We start from the raw sequence: 15994 nt of genomic DNA, 5'->3' as shown, positions 1-15994 counted from the left end.
CGTTGCACCGATGAAAAGCCCCGGTCCTGGCCGGGGCTTTTTTTGTGCGGCGAGATGGCCCGGAATCAGCGCAATGCCGCACCCAGCCGCTGTTCGAAGGCATCGTCGGCGTCCTCGTCGAGCAGCATCTGCACCTGGGTCAGCGAGGCGCGGCGCATCGGCCGGTCGTCGGTGCGGTCCAGCGGGGCCTGGCGCAGCGCGTCGCGCGGCAGCACGGTGAGGTCGAACGGCAGCTCGTCGGCGGCGAACAGCAGCACCGGGTATTCGGGCTGCTCGTCGCGGCTGTAGCGCAGCCGGCGCACCTGGGTCTCGATCGGCACGCCATGCTCGCGCAGGTACAGCACGACCGCTTCCGGGTCGTCGCTGTACACGTGCAGGCACACGGCCGAATGCGCGTCGGCGGTGCCTTCGAGCACGCTGCCGACCAGACGTGGCTCGAACGCGGCAAGGAAGCGCATCGCCTCGACCGCCGCCTCGCGCCGCTGGCGCAGCAGCTGCGGCTGGCGGTCGGCGAGGAACAGTCGCTGGTGCTCGCGCAGCGCCTGTTCGATCTCCAGGTTGCGCGGCAGCGCCTGCGCATCGAGGATGCCCAGCCGCTCGGCGGCCTTCAACTTGGCATGGTGGAAGTCGCGGATGCCGTGCTCGCTCATCAGCCGCGCGGCTTCCTGGGCCACGCGCAGGCGGTTGCGCTGCAGGCGGTCATGCGCGTGGATGCGGTGGTGGTCGCCTCGGGACATGGCGCACTCCTCAACGATGGGTGGGCGACGGCGGCCGGGGCGGATCCCGCCCCGGAGGGCATCAGAAGATGTCGTAGGCGTGCTGCTGGTCCTGCTCCTTCTGCTGGGCGGCCTGGCTGCGCAGGCGGTCGACGTCTTCCACCTTGAACATCTCGTTGATGCCGTCGGGGTCGGTGGTGGCGGTGGGCAGGCCGCTGTCGCGGTTGATCCATACCGTACTGATTCCGGGCGGCATCGGCAACGTGCTGGATGGCTGGCCCTTGAGGGCGCTGCCCATGTAGGACATCCAGATCGGCAGCGCGGCCTTCGCGCCGAACTCGCCGCGACCGAGCGAGCTGTAGTCGTCGAAGCCGACCCACACGGCGGTCGACAATTCGCCGTCGAAGCCGACGAACCAAGCGTCGCGGTGGTCGTTGGTGGAGCCGGTCTTGCCGGCCAGGTCGTCGCGCTCCAGCGCGCGTGCGGCCGAGCCGGTGCCGCGCAGGATCACGTCCTTCATCAGCGAGGTGACCAGGTAGTCGTTGCGTGCCTCGATCACGCGCGGCGCGAGTGCCGGCGGATGCGCGCCTTCGCCGTGCGCGTCGGCCGGCAGCACCGCGTCGCCGACGCCGTCGACGCTGCCGGACTCGGCGGGCGCGGTGGACGAGGCGCTGGCCAGGCTGTTGGCGGGCGCGGGGTTCATCTGGGCCGGTGGCGGGCCGGGGGGCCGTGTGTCGAGCAGGCGCTCCTGGCAGTTGCGGCAGGCGCGCGCAGGGTTGGCCAGGTACACCGGCTGGCCGTTGCGGTCGTCGATCTCGTGGATGAAGTACGGCGTGACCAGGTAGCCGCCGTTGGCGAACACTGCGTAGCCGCGTGCCATGCCCATCGGCGACACCGAGGCCGTGCCCAGCGCCATCGACAGGTTGGCCGGCATGGCGTCCTGCGAGAAGCCGAAGCGGGTGGCGTACTCGCGCATGTAGCGCACGCCGATGGCGTCCAGCAGGCGGACCGAAACCAGGTTCTTCGACTGTACCAGCGCTTCGCGCAGGCGCATCGGCCCGGCGAACTTGTCATCGTCGTTGGAGGGCGTCCAGATCCCGTTCGGACGCGAAGGGTCGGGTAGGGCGAGCGGTGCGTCGTTGATGATCGAGGCGGGGGTGAAACCGCGCTCGAACGCCGCCGAGTACAGGTAGGGCTTGAAGCTGGAACCGGGTTGGCGCGCCGCCATCACCGCCCGATTGAATTTGCTGCGCACGAAGTTGAAGCCGCCTACCAGCGCCTGGATCGAGCCGTCCTCCGGTGCGACCGAGGCCAGCGCGGCCTGCGCGGCGGGAATCTGCGCCAGTTGCCATTCGCCCTTGTCGTCGCGCGCCAGCCGGACGATGTCGCCGCGCTTGAGCACGCCGTCGACCCGGCTCGGCGCCGCGCCGACGCGGTCGTCGCTGATGTGCGGGCGTGCCCAGCTGACAGCGGCGAGATCGAGGATCACGCTCTCGCGGCTGGACAGGTAGACCGTGGCCTGCTTCACGTCGCTGGCCGTGACGATGCCCGGCTGCATGCCGGAGACGCTGGTGTAGGCGGACAGCAGGCTGTCCAGCTCCGCCTCGCCGGCGCCGGCCGGCAGCTCCTGGTGGGCTTCCGGCCCGCGCCAGCCGTGCCGGCGGTCGTAGGCGATCAGACCGTCGCGCAGCGCTTCCACGGCGGCCTGCTGGCGGCCGCTCTGCAGCGTGGTCCTGACCACGTAGCCTTCGGTCAGCGCGTCGTTGCCGAAGCGGTCGAGCACCTGCCGGCGCACCATCTCGGCCAGGTACGGGGCGTCCACCTCGATCGGCTGCTCGTGCGGATAGGCGCGGTTCGGTTCGGCGATCGCCTGCTCGTACACGGCCTTGGTGATGTAGTTATGGCGCAGCATTTCGCCCAGCACCCAGTTGCGTCGGGCGATCGCGCGCTTCGGGCTGTTGATCGGGTTGACCGCCGAGGGCAGCTGGAAGGTCGAGGCGATCAGCGCGCATTCGGCCACGGTCAGCTGGTCCAGCGTCTTGCCGTAGTAGTACTCGGCGGCCGCGGCCACGCCGTACGAGCGATGGCCGAGGAACATCTTGTTGAGGTACAGCTCGAGGATCTGGTCCTTGCTGAGTTCGTGCTCGATACGCAGCGCGATGAAGATCTCGGTGAGCTTGCGCGAGTAGAGCTTCTCCGGGCTCAAGAAGAAGTTGCGGGCGACCTGCTGGGTGATCGTCGAGCCACCGGGGCCCTTGTCGCCGCCGGTCACCAGCACGTGCCAGCCGGCGCGCGCGATGCCGTGCCAGTCCACGCCGGGATGGTGGTAGAAGTCCGCGTCCTCGGCCGACAGCACGGCGTGCTTGAGGCGGTCCGGCACCTTCCCGATGTCCACCGGGATGCGCCGGGTCTCGCCGAAACTGGCGATCAGCTTGCCGTCGGCGCTCAACACGCGCAGCGGCACCTGCATCGGGTAGTTCTTCAATTCGGCCACCGAGGGCAGCCTCGGCGCGATCAGCCAGTACGCCACACCCACCGCGACCACTGCAAGGAGCAAACCGGAAAAGGCCAGGACCAGAGCCCAGCGCAGCAAGCGTTTGAAAATTTGCATGGTGTGGGGATAGCGAGACCTGAGTCAAAACACGACAGAGTATAGATGTAGGAGTATTTCCGGCATGAGGAGCGGTCGACCAAACCCGAAGGCCGGCCCGGCAAAGCAAGGGCCGGGCCAATCGGAGGTTCCCCATATAATGTGGCGGGGATCACGCCAATTACTTGAGAAAGTCCCTGTAGACCATTGCCATTGCGTTATTTTTTCGATTTAATGCCATTGCGTACCCCGCCAGGATTCTGGCTACGGGCGTCAGCGGCAAGGGGGAAACACCGTGGGGCTCTTTACACCGAAGAAGCCGGCGCTGATTGGTGTCGACATCAGTTCGACTGCCGTCAAGCTGCTGCAGCTAAGTCAGGCGGGCGGCCGTTATCGCGTTGAGCATTACGCGGTCGAGCCGTTGCCGCCGAACGCCGTGGTCGAGAAGAACATCGTCGAGATCGAGGCGGTGGGCGACGCGATCCGTCGCGCGCTGGCACGCTCGGGCTCCAAGCTCAAGCACGCTTCCGCCGCGGTGGCCGGGTCGGCGGTCATCACCCGCATCATCCCGATGACCGGCGACCTCTCCGACGACGACCTGGAAGGTCAGATCCAGGTCGAGGCGAACCAGTACATCCCGTACCCGATCGACGAGGTCAGCCTCGACTACGAGGTGCTCGGTCCGGTCCGCGACAACCCCGACATGAACAACGTGCTGCTGGCCGCCTCGCGCACCGAGAACGTGGACATGCGCGTGGCCGCGCTGGACCTGGGCGGGCTCACCGCCAGCGTGATCGACGTCGAGGCATTCGCGATGGAGAACGCCTTCGCGATGATCGCCGACCAGCTCAACGTGGGTCGCGACGCACTGGTGGCAGTGGTCGACATCGGCGCCACCATGACCACGCTGTCGGTGTTGCGCAACCAGCGCACGATCTACTCGCGCGAGCAGGTGTTCGGCGGCAAGCAGCTGACCGACGAGATCATGCGCCGCTTCGGGCTGTCCTACGAGGAGGCCGGTCGCGCCAAGCGCAAGGGTGGGCTGCCCGAATCCTACGAGACCGAGGCGCTGGAGCCGTTCAAGGAATCGCTGATCCAGCAGATCAGCCGCTTGCTGCAGTTTTTCTTTGCCGGCAGTGAGTACAGCAAGGTCGACCAGGTGGTGCTGGCCGGCGGTTGCGCCTCGATCGAGGGGCTTGGCCAGATGCTGGAGGAGCAGCTTGGCGTGCCCTGCGTCGTCGCCAACCCGTTGGCCCGCATGGCGTTGTCGCCGCGGGTCCAGGCACAGTCGCTGGCGCAGGACGCCCCCGCGTTGATGATCGCGGTCGGCCTCGCCCTGAGGAGCTTCGACTGATGGCACACGTCAACCTACTTCCGTGGCGCGCCGCACGGCGCAAGCAACGTGAACGCGAGTTCTACATGCAGCTCGGCGCCGCCTTCGTGGTGGGGCTGGGCGTGCTGCTGCTGTGGGTGTTCTGGATGGACCAGCGCATCGACAACCAGAACGACCGCAACACGTACCTGCAGACCGAGATCAAGCAGCTTGACGTGCGCATCGCCAAGATCAAGGACCTTGAGAAGGTGCGTGAGCACCTGCTGGCGCGTAAGCAGATCATTGAGCAGTTGCAGGCCGACCGCTCGCAGATGGTGCACCTGTTCGACGAGCTGGTGAAGACGATTCCCACCAGCGCGCGGCTGAGCGGGCTGAAACAGGGTGGCCAGGCGATGTCGCTGGACGGCGTGGCGCAATCCAACGCCAGTGTCGCCGAGTACATGCGCAACATCGAAGGCTCGCCGTGGATGGGCCATGCCGACCTGCGCAAGACCGAGAACACCCATAACGGCAGCCGCATGCCGTACACCTTCGGGTTGAACGTGACGCTGAACAAGCCGAAGGCCGACGAGACCGACAAGGTGTCAGTGTTGCCGGCCGCCGCTGCTCCCGCCGCTGCGGCGACGGTGCCCGCCGCGGCAACCGCGCCGGTGGCTGCTCCCTTGGCGAAGTCTGCGACAACGGCCGTTCCGGAAACCAAGCCGGTGAGTGCGCCAACTGCCACGGGAGGCGCCGGATCATGAGTTTCCTCCACGATATCCAGAACCTCGACCGCAACAACGTCGGTGGCTGGCCGCAGACGGTCAAGATCTTCTTCACCGCGCTGCTGTTCGGCTTCGTGCTGCTGGTGGGTTGGTACTTCTTCGTCAGCGACCAGCAGGACAGCCTGAAGACGCTGGCCGGCAAGGAAGACCAGCTCAAGCAGGAGTTCTCCACCAAGCAGGCCAAGGCGGTCAACCTGGAGGCGCTGCAGCAGCAGCTCGACGAAATGCAGGACATGCTGCGCCAGCTGCTGCGCCAGCTGCCCAGCAAGACCGAGATGCCCGAGTTGCTGATCGACATCTCGCAGACTGCGCAGTCGGCGGGGCTGGAGAGCGACCTGTTCCAGCCTGGCCCGGAAACACCGAAGGACTTCTACGCGGAAAAACCGATCGCCTTGAAGTTTACCGGCACCTATCACCAGTTCGGTGCGTTCATCAGCGGTGTGGCGTCGTTGCCGCGGGTCGTCATCCTGACCCTGCACGACGTCTCGCTGACGCCGAAGTCGCCGGGCAAGGACGGTACCGCGAACGGCCAGCTGGTGCTGCAGGGCACGGTGAAGACCTACCGCTACCTGGACGATGAGGAAAGTGCCGCCGCGAGCAAGGGCAAGCCGGCCGGGGGGGCGAAGTGATGAACATGTCTGCTGCAATCACGCCCACCCGCATCGCCCGGCTGATGCTGATGCTCGGCGTCGCGCTGATGCTCGCCGGCTGCACCCGCGGCATGTCGGACCTGCGCACCTGGGTCGCCCAGGAAAAAGCCAAGAAGGGCGCGCCGATCCAGCCGCTGCCGGTGATCAAGACCTTCGAGACGTTCACCTACACCGACCAGGACCGGCGTGATCCGTTCAGCCCGAGTACGGCCGAGATGGACAACAGCGCCGCCATCAGCGGACCGCGGCCGGACGCCAACCGCGCCAAGCAGCCGCTGGAGCTGTTCGCGCTGGACAGCCTGAAGATGGTCGGCACGGTCGGCACCGACGCGAGCATGGAGGTGCTGGTCAAGGACCCGGGTGGCGTGATCCATCGCGTTCATGCCGGCGAGTACATGGGCCAGAACTACGGACATATCACCGCGATCAGCGAAGACCATATCGACCTGGTCGAGCTGGTATCCAACGGTAATGGTGGCTGGATGGAACGTCCCGCCAGCGTCGCGCTCGACGCGAAATAAGAAATCCAGGGGCAGATGCAATGACCAACCAAATCCAATCCGTCCGGGGCCGTGTCATGCGCCATGCGAGCCGTTACTTGTTGATGGGCCTGCTGATCGCCGGTACCACCTGGGCCAGTGCCGCGATGGCGGCCACCACCACCCTGAAGAACATCAGCTACGACGCACTGCCCGGTGGCAGCGTCGAGCTGCACATGGACTTCGGCGATGGCCCGGTGCCGCAGCCGAAGATTTTCACCACCGGCAACCCCCCGCGCATTGCCGTCGACTTCGCCGACACCGACAACGCGGCCCCGCGGCACCTGGACATCGGCAAGGGCTCGACCTCCGGCGTGTCCGCAGTGGCGGCTGGCGGCCGCACCCGCGTGGTGGTCGAACTGATGCGCGAATCGAGCTACCGCTCGCGCGTCGAGGGCAACAGCCTGGTGCTGACCGTCAACAACGGCAGCGCCGACCAGTCGGTGACCACCGCGGCCACGATCGACCCGACCAAGGCGCTGCCGTCGTCGTCGAGCGGCCCGGCCATCTCCAACATCGACTTCCGCCGCGGCCCGAACGGCGAAGGCCGCGTGCTGATCAACTTCAGCGGCAGCGGCGCGAATGCCGAGATGACCCGCAAGGGTGACAAGGTGCTGGTCAGCATCGACCACGCCAACCTGCCGGCCAACCTCGCCCAGCGGCTGGACACGCTGGACTTCGCCACGCCGGTGCAATCCATCGTCACCCGTGCCGGCAACGGCGGCGGCGCGCGCATGGAAATCGCGGTCAAGGGCAACGTCGAGACCTCCGCCTACCAGACCGCCGACCAGTACGTGGTCGAGGTGGCGCCGAAGAAGGCAGAGACCACCAAGGACGCCAAGCTGGCCCGACTGGGCCAGGAGCCGAGCTACAACGGCAAGCGCGTCACCTTCAACTTCCAGGACATCCCGGTGCGCTCGGCGCTGCAGCTGATCGCCGACATCTCCGGCCTCAACCTGGTCGCTTCCGACAGCGTCGGCGGCAGCGTCACCCTGCGCCTGGTCAACGTGCCATGGGATCAGGCGCTGGACGTGATCCTGCGCGCCAAGAGCCTGGACAAGCGCCGCAACGGCAACGTGGTGTGGGTCGCGCCGCAGGCCGAACTGGCCAAGTACGAACAGGACCTCGCCGACGCCAAGCTGAAGGCGCAGGACACCGCCGAACTGGTCACCGACTACGTGCCGATCAGCTACGGCAAGGCGGCCGACATCGCCAAGCTGCTGACCAGCGGCAGCATGCAGGGCGGCGGCGGTGCCGGCGGCAGCGGCAATACCCAGCGCGGCTTCCTGTCGCCGCGCGGCAGCGTGTCGTTCGATACGCGCACCAATACGTTGTTGCTCAACGACACGCCGGAAAAGATCAAGCAGCTGCGTGAGTTGATCGCGGTGCTGGACAAGCCGGTGCAGCAGGTGCTGATCGAATCGCGCATCGTGGTTGCCAGCGACGACTTCACCCGCGAGCTGGGTGCCAAGTTCGGCGTCAACGGCCGCGTCAACAACACCGAGTTCCAGAACGCTGCTGCGGCTACGCCGGCGCTGACCGCAGGTCTTGGCGGCGGCAACGTGACCTCGGGCGGCCTCAACGTGAATCTGCCAGTCGCTCCGGCCGCCGGCACCTTCGGCCTGGCCATCCTCGGAGCCAACTACGCGATCGACCTGGAACTCTCTGCGGCGCAGAGCGAGGGTCGGGGCGAGGTGATCTCCAGCCCGCGCGTGATCACCGCCAACCAGCAGGAGGCGGTGATTCGCCAGGGCCAGGAAATCGGCTACGTCACGTTCCAGAACAGCGCCGGCAGCGGCGCCGGCAGCGGCACCGCCACGGTGCAGTTCAAGGACGCCGTGCTGGAGCTGAAGGTGACTCCGACGATCACCGCCGACAACCGCGTCTACCTGATGATCAACGTCAAGAAGGACGCGCTGGCTGGTTACGTAGACGCGCCGGGAAGCGGTAAGATCCCGACCATCGACACTCGCGAGATCAACACCTCGGTGCTGGTCGACAACGGGCAGACCGTGGTGCTGGGCGGCATCTATGAGATCAACAAGTCCAACACCATGCTCAAGGTGCCCGGCCTGGGCGACATTCCCGGCGTCGGCGTGCTGTTCCGCAAGACCTCGCGGACCAACACCAAGGCCGAGCTGCTGATCTTCGTGACGCCGCGCATCCTCAGCGAAACATTGCAGTAAGCGCGCCCGTCGGGCATGAAAGAGGCGGCTTCGGCCGCCTCTTTTTTTTGCGCGCGCCCGCGAAGCTGCCGCGGGCCGATTAAACTTCCGGGGCCGCCGATGGTCTGTAGCACGCCATCCGGTTCGGCGGCATCCGGCCATGCGCCGGACCGCGCCGCCTCTATGCCCACGGAACCCGCTCATGGATATGCCCGAAACTCCAACGCCAAGTCGCCTGCAGCAGTCATTCGTGCAGCTGCGCGACGACCTGCAGCAATGCATCATCGGCCAGCCGCACCTGATCGACTGCCTGCTGGTGGCGCTGCTCGCCGATGGCCACCTGCTGGTCGAGGGCGCGCCGGGCCTGGCCAAGACCACCGCGGTGAAGGCGCTGGCGGCACGCATCGAGGCGGACTTCCACCGCGTGCAGTTCACCCCCGACCTGCTGCCGGCCGACCTCACCGGCACCGACGTGTTCCGCCCGCAGTCCGGCAGCTTCGAGTTCGAGCGCGGCCCGCTGTTCCACAACATCATTCTGGCCGACGAGATCAATCGTGCACCGGCCAAGGTGCAGTCGGCGCTGCTGGAGGCGATGGCCGAGCAGCAGATCACCGTCGGTCGCCGCACCTGGCAGTTGCCCGAACTTTTCATGGTGATGGCGACGCAGAATCCGATCGAGCAGGAAGGCACGTTTACCCTGCCGGAGGCCCAGCTCGACCGTTTCCTGATGCACGTGACGATCGGCTATCCGGATGCCGTCGCCGAACTCGCCATCCTCAAGCTCGCACGCGAGCAGGCCAGTCGCCGCGCCCATCCGGTCGCCGCGCCGCCGGCGTTGCTCAGCCAAGCTGACGTGTTCGCCGCGCGCGATGCGGCGATGGCGGTGCACATGGCGCCGGCACTGGAGGAATACCTGACCCAACTGGTGCTGGCCACCCGCGACGCCGGCCGCTACGGGCCGGAGTTGAAGCGGTGGATTGCCTGGGGCGGCAGCCCGCGCGCCACCATCGCGCTGGACCGCTGCGCGCGCGCGCAGGCGTGGCTGGCCGGGCGCGATTACGTGCTGCCGGAAGACGTGCACGCGATCGCCCACGAAGTGCTCCGCCATCGCGTGCTGCTCAGCTACGAGGCGGAAGCCGAAGGCGTACGCCCGGATCAGGTGATCGACCGCCTGCTGGATCTCGTGCCGCTGCCGTGAACGCCGTCGCGACACACCATGCGGACGGCGACGGCCGCAGCCGGGTTGCACTGGCCGAGCTGATCGCGCTGCGCGCACGGGTCGGCCGCGTGCGCCTGGCGCCGCTGCTCAGCCGCGCCGCACGCAGCGGCCAGCAGTCCAGCCGTCTATACGGCCGCGGCATGGACTACGCCGAGTCGCGCGTCTACCAGGCTGGCGACGACGTGCGCCGGCTCGACTGGCGGCTCACCGCGCGCAGCGGCAAGCTGCACACCAAGCTGTTCCAGGAAGACCGCGAAGGCTGCCTGCTGATCCTGCTCGACACCCATGCCAGCATGCGTTTCGGCACGCGGGCGCGCTTCAAGTCGGTGCAGGCGGCGCGCGCCGCCGCCGCCGCCGCGTGGTACGCGGTGCGGGCTGGCGAGCGGGTCGGCGTGATGGCGTTCGGTCACGCCGACCAATTGCTGCGGCCGCAGGCCGGGCCGCGCGGTGCGCTGGCGGTGTGCGGCGCGCTGGCCGAGTGGGATGCGCAGCCGGTGTCTGACAGGGTCGAGCCGCTGTCCGATGCGCTAGCCCGCGCCAGTCGCGTGCTGCACGGCGCCAGCCGCGTGCTGCTGGTCAGTGACGGCTTCAGCTGCGACGCCGCGGCGCGGCAGCGCCTGCTCGATCTGGGTCGGCATGCCGGGGTCAGCGTGCTGGTGGTGGCCGATGCACTGGAACTGGCCCCGGCCCCGCCGGGACGCTATCCGCTGGAGCATGCCGGTGAACGCTGCGAAGTGCTGTTGCAGTCCGAGCGTCAGCGCGGCGATTTCCAGCGTGCGTTAGGTGCCGGTCCGGCGCGACTGGGCGAGCTGGCGCAATCGCTGGGCCTGCGCTGGAACAGCATCGACACCACCGCCGATGCGTTCGAGGCGGTCAGCGGCCTGCTTGGCACGAGGAAATCGGCACGATGAACGCGCCCCCGCCCGCGGCATCGTCCGGCCCCGACTTGCGCGACATCCACCTGCCGCCCGAGCCGTCCTGGTGGCCGCCTGCGCCGGGCTGGTGGCTGCTCGCCGTACTGGCGCTGGCGTTGCTGCTGGCCGGAATCTGGTGGTGGCGCCGATACCGCCGCGCGCTCCGTCAGCGCCGGCAGGTGTTGCGGGAACTCGATCGACTCGCGCAGCAGCACCAGCGCGACGGCGATGCAGCGGCGCTGGCGGGTGAGTTGCATCAATTGCTGCGTCGGGTGGCGCGCCGGCACGATGCGCTGGCAGTGCAGCAACGTGGCGACGCCTGGCGACAAACGCTGGCGCGGGTGCCGGTCGACGCCGCCACGCTGGAACGACTGCTGGCGCTGGACCAACAGATCTATCGCGCGCCCACCGCGTTCGACCACGCGGCCGCGATCGCCGCCGTGCGCCGCTGGCTGCAGCTGGCGTTGAAGCCCGCGGCGTGGAAGCCGGTCGCGACGGAGCGCGCCGATGCCTGAGTTCGCATGGCCCTGGGTGATCGTGCTGCTGCCGCTGCCGTGGCTGCTGCGGCGCTGGCTGCGTCCGGCTGCGCCGGGGCAGGCGCTGCATCTGCCGCAGCCAGGTGTGCGACTGGCGACGGTCGCCGGCAACCGCGCACATGGCGCCACGCCGTGGCTGCTGGCGCTGGCCTGGCTGTGCCTGCTCGCCGCGGCGGCGCGGCCGCAGTGGGTGGGGCCAGCGCAGGCGCAGCAGCGCAGCGGCCGCGCGCTGATGCTGGCGGTGGACCTGTCCGGCAGCATGCGCACCGGCGACATGCAGCTGGCCGGCCAGGACGTCAGCCGCTTCGGCGCGGTGGAGGCGATCGCCGGCGATTTCATCAGCCGCCGCAGCGGCGACGAGATGGGCCTGATCCTGTTCGGCAGCCAGGCCTTCCTGGTGACGCCGCTGACCTACGACCTTTCCGCGGTGCGCGCGCAGCTGCAGGGCGCGGCGGTGGGCCTGGCCGGCACCGAGACGGCGATCGGCGACGCCATCGCGGTGGCGGTGAAGCGGCTGGCGGCGCTGCCCGAGCAGGCGCGCGTGCTGGTGCTGCTCACCGACGGTGTCAACAACGCCGGCAGCATCGCGCCGCGCGACGCGGCGCGTGCGGCGAAGGCGGCCGGCGTGCGCATCTACACCATCGGCATCGGCGCCACGCGCATGCGCATCCCCGGTTTCTTCGGTAGCCAGCTGGTCAATCCCTCGGCCGATCTCGATGCGGACATGCTCACCGACATCGCCAACGAGACCGGCGGGCGTTTCTTCCGCGCCACCGACAGCGGCGAGCTCGCCGAGGCCTACCGCGCGATCGACGCGCTGGAACCGATGCCGCAGCATGGTCCCAGCCTGCGGCCTCGGCATGAACTGTTCCGCTGGCCGCTGCTGGCGGCGATTGCGCTGCTGTTGCTGGTGATCGTGCCGCGCCGCTTCGCCCGCGCGCGGGAGCTGCCGGCATGAACGAACTGCTGCAGCAATTCCATTTCCTGCGGCCGTGGTGGCTGGCCGCGCTGTTGCTGTTGCCGCTGCTTGGTTGGTTCGGCGTGCGCCGCAACGTGGCGCAGATGGAGCTGTCGCGGCTGGTCGACGCCGAACTGCTGCCGCATCTGCTGCGTGGACGCGCCGGCAATCGCAGCCTGCCGTTGTGGCTGTTCGCGCTGGGCTGGATATTGTGTGCACTGGCCTTGGCCGGGCCGACCTGGAGCCGCGTGGAGCAGCCGCTGTACGCCAGCCGCACCGCGCAGGTGGTGGCGATCTCGTTGTCACAGCACATGCTGGCGCGCGACGTGGCGCCAAGCCGGCTCGACCGCGCGCGCTACAAGGCACGCGACCTGCTGCACGCCAACCAGGACGGGCTCAACGCGCTGATCGGCTACGCCGGCGAGGCGTTCGTGGTGGCGCCGCTCACCTCCGACGCGCACAGCCTCGACGACCTGCTCGCGGCGATGGCGCCGGACACCATGCCGGTGGACGGCGACAACGCGGCCGCGGCGATCGAGCGCGGCGTGGCGTTGATCCAGGATGCCAAGGCCGGCGTCGGTTCGCTGGTGCTGATTACCGACCAGGCCGACGCAACCGCCACGGCCGCCGCGCGCAAGGCGGATGCGGCCGGCGTGCGGGTCTCGGTGCTTGGCGTGGGCACGCCGCAGGGCGGGCCAGTGCCGCTGTCCGACGGCGGCTTCCTGCGCGACGCGCAGGGCGGCATGCTGCTGGCCCGTCGCGACGATACCGCGCTGGCGGCGCTGGCCGCGGCCGGCGGCGGTCGTTACGTGGCGATGGGCACGGACCAGCGCGACGTCGACGCGCTGCATGCACAACTGCAAAGCACCAGGGCGACGCTGGCAGACGGCCAGCATGGCGACCAATGGCAGGACCGCGGCGCGTGGCTGCTGCTGCCGTTGCTGCCGCTGGTGGCGCTGATGTTTCGCCGCGGCTGGCTGCTGGCGCTGCCGCTGATCGTGCTGCCGTTGTGGCCGGGCACGGCCTCGGCGACGAGCTGGCGCGACCTGTGGCAACGCCCCGACCAGCAGGCTGCACAGGCCTTGCGTGCGGGCGATGCGAAGCGTGCCCAGCAGCTCGCGCGCGACCCGGCCTGGCGTGGCGCGGCGGCGTATCGCGCCGGCGACTACGCTGCTGCGGCGCAGGCGCTGCCGCAGGCGCCCGGCAGCGACGCGGCGTACAACCTCGGCAATACGCTGGCGAAGCAGGGTGAATATCAGCAGGCACTCGCGGCCTACGATCATGCACTGCAACTCGACCCGACCAACGCCGACGCGAAGGCGAACCGCCAGGCGGTCGAGGACTGGCTGCACCGGCAGCAACAGCCGTCGGACCAGAAGGAGCACGAGGGCCACGGCGGCAAGCAGAACCAGTCGTCGCAGGGCGAGCAGGGCAAGAGCGGCAAGCAGGATGCGAAGAATCAGTCATCCGCATCGAAGAACGCCGAGCAGTCCGGCCAGCCAGGCCAGGATGGCAAGCCGCAGGCGCAGGACCCCTCCGGCAAAAACGAATCGCAGCAGGGCAAGTCTGAGCAGGGCGACGCCGGTCAGCCCAAGCCGCAGACCGCGCAGCAGCAGGCCGAGCAGAAGGCGCAGGCGGAGCAGGCGCAGCAAGCCCTGAAGCAGCAGATGGACGCCGAGCTGGCGAAACAAGGCGACGACAAGACCGAACACCAGCTTGGCGCGCTGGCCAAGGACGACCCGCAGGCGAAGCTGCCGGCCGACCTGCGCCATGCCCTGCAGCGCGTACCGGACGACCCCGGTGCGCTGCTGCGGCGCAAGTTCGAACTGGAATACCAGCAGCGCCACGGCGGCGCGCCGAGCGAGGATCAACAGCCGTGAAGTTCCGACCTGTCGTACATGGGTGTTTGCTGATGCTGGCGCTGGTCCCGGCGCTGGCCAGTGCGGCCCAGGTAACCGCCACGCTGGATCGCGACCACGTGCAACTGGGCGAGACGGTGACGCTCAACGTGCGCGTGGAAGGCAACACCGGCGGCGTCGCCGCACCCGACATGCGTGCGTTGAACCAGGATTTCCAGTTGCTCGGTACCTCGCAGAACAACAGCCTCAGCGTGATCAACGGCAAGGCCAGCTCCGAACTGACCTTCGGCGTGGCGTTGCGGCCGCGCCACGTCGGCGTGCTGCAGATTCCCGCGCTCAGCGTGGCCGGTAGCCGCACGGCGCCGCTGCAAGTCACCGTGACCGCCCCGGACTCGACCGCGGCGGTCGCCACCCAGCGCGACGTCTTCATGGAGTCGCAGGTCGAGCCGGCGCGCGGCTACGTCGGCCAGCAGTTGACCTACGTGGTGCGCCTGTACTACGCCAACCGCATCGGCGGCGACGCGCCGCCGCCACCGCAGGTCGACGGCGTGGAAGTCAGCGCGCTCGGCAAGGGCCTGAACTACGACGCCGAGCGCGGTGGGCGCACCTATCACGTGCTGGAACAACGCTACGCGCTGATCCCGCAGCATGCCGGCAAGGTCGAGATTCCGCCGGTGGATTTCCAGGGCGAGGCCGCCGACCCGCGCGATCCCAACAGCTTCTTCGGCGCCACCGTGCCGGTCAGCGCCAGTGCGCCCGCGCAGACGATCGAGGTGAAGCCGGCGCCGGCCGACTGGGGCGGCAGCGCGTGGTTGCCGGCACGCCAGCTGAGCCTGAGCCTGGACGGCTGGCCCACCGCGCAGGATGCGCCGCCGCGGGTCGGCCAGCCGCTGAACCTGACCATGAACCTGCAGGCCAGCGGCCTGTCGTACGAGGCACTGCCGGCGCTGAGCCTGCCGCCGCTGGACGGCGCCACGGTGTACCCGGACAAGCCGGTCACCGGCAACCGCCAGGACGGCCAGTGGATCATCGGCCGGCGCCAGCAGTCGTTCGCGATCGTGCCCGAGCGCGCCGGCACGCTGAGCATTCCCGCCACCACGCTGAAGTGGTGGAACGTGCTGACCGACAAGGTGGAAGTGGCGCAGATCGCCGCACACAGCATCACCGTGCTGCCGGCGATCGGAGCGGCTGCTGCGCCGCCGGCCACCACGGCGGCAGAGGTGCACGGCGCCGTGACCGCGTCGACTGGCACCGCTGCCGCGCCGGTGTCTACGCCCTGGCGCTGGATCGCGCTGGCCAGCCTCGGCCTGTGGCTGCTCAGCGTGCTGGCGTGGTGGTGGCAGCGTCGCCGCAGCGCATTGTCGATGACGCCGCCGGTGGCGGCGCACGATTCGGCGCGCAACAGCCAGCTGACTTTTCTCGCCGCGGCGCGCGGCAGCGATACGGCCGCGCAGGTGCGCAGCCTGCTGGCCTGGGCGCGGACGGAGCGGCCGGCGATCCAGCATCTGGGCGAGCTGGCCGCGGCGCTCGACGATGCCGCGCAACGCGCCGCCATTGATGCCCTGCAGCGACGCCGCTACGCCGGCGTGCCGAGCCCGGGCGACGACGTGAATCTGGCCGCGGCGTTCAGGCGCGGCTTCGCTTGGCGCGTGGCGGCGGTGAGCGACGAAAGCGACGCGCTGCCGCCGCTCTATCCGTTCAAGCTGCGCTGAGCGGCTCGCGCCGTGGCGTCGTAATCGCGTGGACTCGCC

At 68.8% G+C, this 15994-nt stretch carries 13 protein-coding genes; 11 read left to right on the top strand and 2 right to left on the bottom strand.

The window, feature by feature from the left end; translation table 11 throughout:
• Window positions 1–65: 65 nt before the first annotated feature.
• Window positions 66–737: a hypothetical protein gene (locus UUA_RS05735; protein ID WP_008435032.1), complete on the bottom strand. Its 672-nt coding sequence runs from the start codon at window positions 735–737 to the stop codon at window positions 66–68.
• Window positions 738–798: 61 nt separating this feature from the next.
• Complete coding sequence (locus UUA_RS05730) at window positions 799–3327, bottom strand: penicillin-binding protein 1A (protein WP_008435031.1); 2529 nt, start codon at window positions 3325–3327, stop codon at window positions 799–801.
• Window positions 3328–3601: 274 nt separating this feature from the next.
• Here UUA_RS05730 and UUA_RS05725 point away from each other — a divergent pair, with 274 nt between their 5' ends.
• The 11 genes from UUA_RS05725 (at window position 3602) to UUA_RS05675 (ending at window position 15955) form a co-directional block, all read left to right on the top strand.
• On the top strand, window positions 3602–4660 hold the full coding sequence (locus UUA_RS05725) for a pilus assembly protein PilM (RefSeq protein ID WP_008435030.1): 1059 nt from the start codon (window positions 3602–3604) through the stop codon (window positions 4658–4660).
• Window positions 4660–5382 carry a PilN domain-containing protein gene (locus tag UUA_RS05720; protein WP_008435029.1) on the top strand — a complete coding sequence of 241 codons (723 nt, stop codon included), beginning with the start codon at window positions 4660–4662 and terminating at the stop codon, window positions 5380–5382. The genes UUA_RS05725 and UUA_RS05720 overlap by 1 nt, the downstream gene beginning before the upstream one ends.
• The gene (locus tag UUA_RS05715) at window positions 5379–6032 is read left to right on the top strand and encodes a type IV pilus inner membrane component PilO (RefSeq protein ID WP_008435027.1); all 654 of its coding nucleotides are present in this window, start codon (window positions 5379–5381) and stop codon (window positions 6030–6032) included. Before UUA_RS05720 ends, UUA_RS05715 begins: the two co-directional genes overlap by 4 nt.
• A complete protein-coding gene (locus UUA_RS05710) occupies window positions 6032–6574 on the top strand; it encodes a pilus assembly protein PilP (protein ID WP_008435026.1) in 543 nt (180 codons plus the stop codon). The genes UUA_RS05715 and UUA_RS05710 overlap by 1 nt, the downstream gene beginning before the upstream one ends.
• Before the next feature lie 56 nt (window positions 6575–6630).
• Window positions 6631–8778 carry a type IV pilus secretin PilQ gene (locus UUA_RS05705; protein ID WP_039953624.1) on the top strand — a complete coding sequence of 716 codons (2148 nt, stop codon included), beginning with the start codon at window positions 6631–6633 and terminating at the stop codon, window positions 8776–8778.
• Window positions 8779–8959: 181 nt separating this feature from the next.
• Window positions 8960–9955 carry an AAA family ATPase gene (locus UUA_RS05700; RefSeq protein WP_008435022.1) on the top strand — a complete coding sequence of 332 codons (996 nt, stop codon included), beginning with the start codon at window positions 8960–8962 and terminating at the stop codon, window positions 9953–9955.
• Window positions 9952–10887 carry a DUF58 domain-containing protein gene (locus UUA_RS05695; RefSeq protein ID WP_008435021.1) on the top strand — a complete coding sequence of 312 codons (936 nt, stop codon included), beginning with the start codon at window positions 9952–9954 and terminating at the stop codon, window positions 10885–10887. Before UUA_RS05700 ends, UUA_RS05695 begins: the two co-directional genes overlap by 4 nt.
• Complete coding sequence (locus UUA_RS18525; protein WP_008435019.1) at window positions 10884–11405, top strand: DUF4381 domain-containing protein; 522 nt, start codon at window positions 10884–10886, stop codon at window positions 11403–11405. Before UUA_RS05695 ends, UUA_RS18525 begins: the two co-directional genes overlap by 4 nt.
• Window positions 11398–12384 carry a VWA domain-containing protein gene (locus UUA_RS05685; protein WP_008435017.1) on the top strand — a complete coding sequence of 329 codons (987 nt, stop codon included), beginning with the start codon at window positions 11398–11400 and terminating at the stop codon, window positions 12382–12384. Before UUA_RS18525 ends, UUA_RS05685 begins: the two co-directional genes overlap by 8 nt.
• Entirely contained in the window at window positions 12381–14264 is a 1884-nt protein-coding gene (locus tag UUA_RS05680) for a tetratricopeptide repeat protein (RefSeq protein WP_008435016.1), read from the top strand. The genes UUA_RS05685 and UUA_RS05680 overlap by 4 nt, the downstream gene beginning before the upstream one ends.
• Window positions 14265–14296: 32 nt before the next feature.
• A complete protein-coding gene (locus UUA_RS05675; RefSeq protein ID WP_008435014.1) occupies window positions 14297–15955 on the top strand; it encodes a BatD family protein in 1659 nt (552 codons plus the stop codon).
• Window positions 15956–15994 lie beyond the last annotated feature (39 nt).

Source organism: Rhodanobacter thiooxydans LCS2 (genome assembly GCF_000264375.1).
GTDB lineage: Bacteria > Pseudomonadota > Gammaproteobacteria > Xanthomonadales > Rhodanobacteraceae > Rhodanobacter > Rhodanobacter thiooxydans.
Note: the sequence above shows the minus strand (reverse complement) of the source record. Positions and strands in the feature narration are given on the sequence as shown.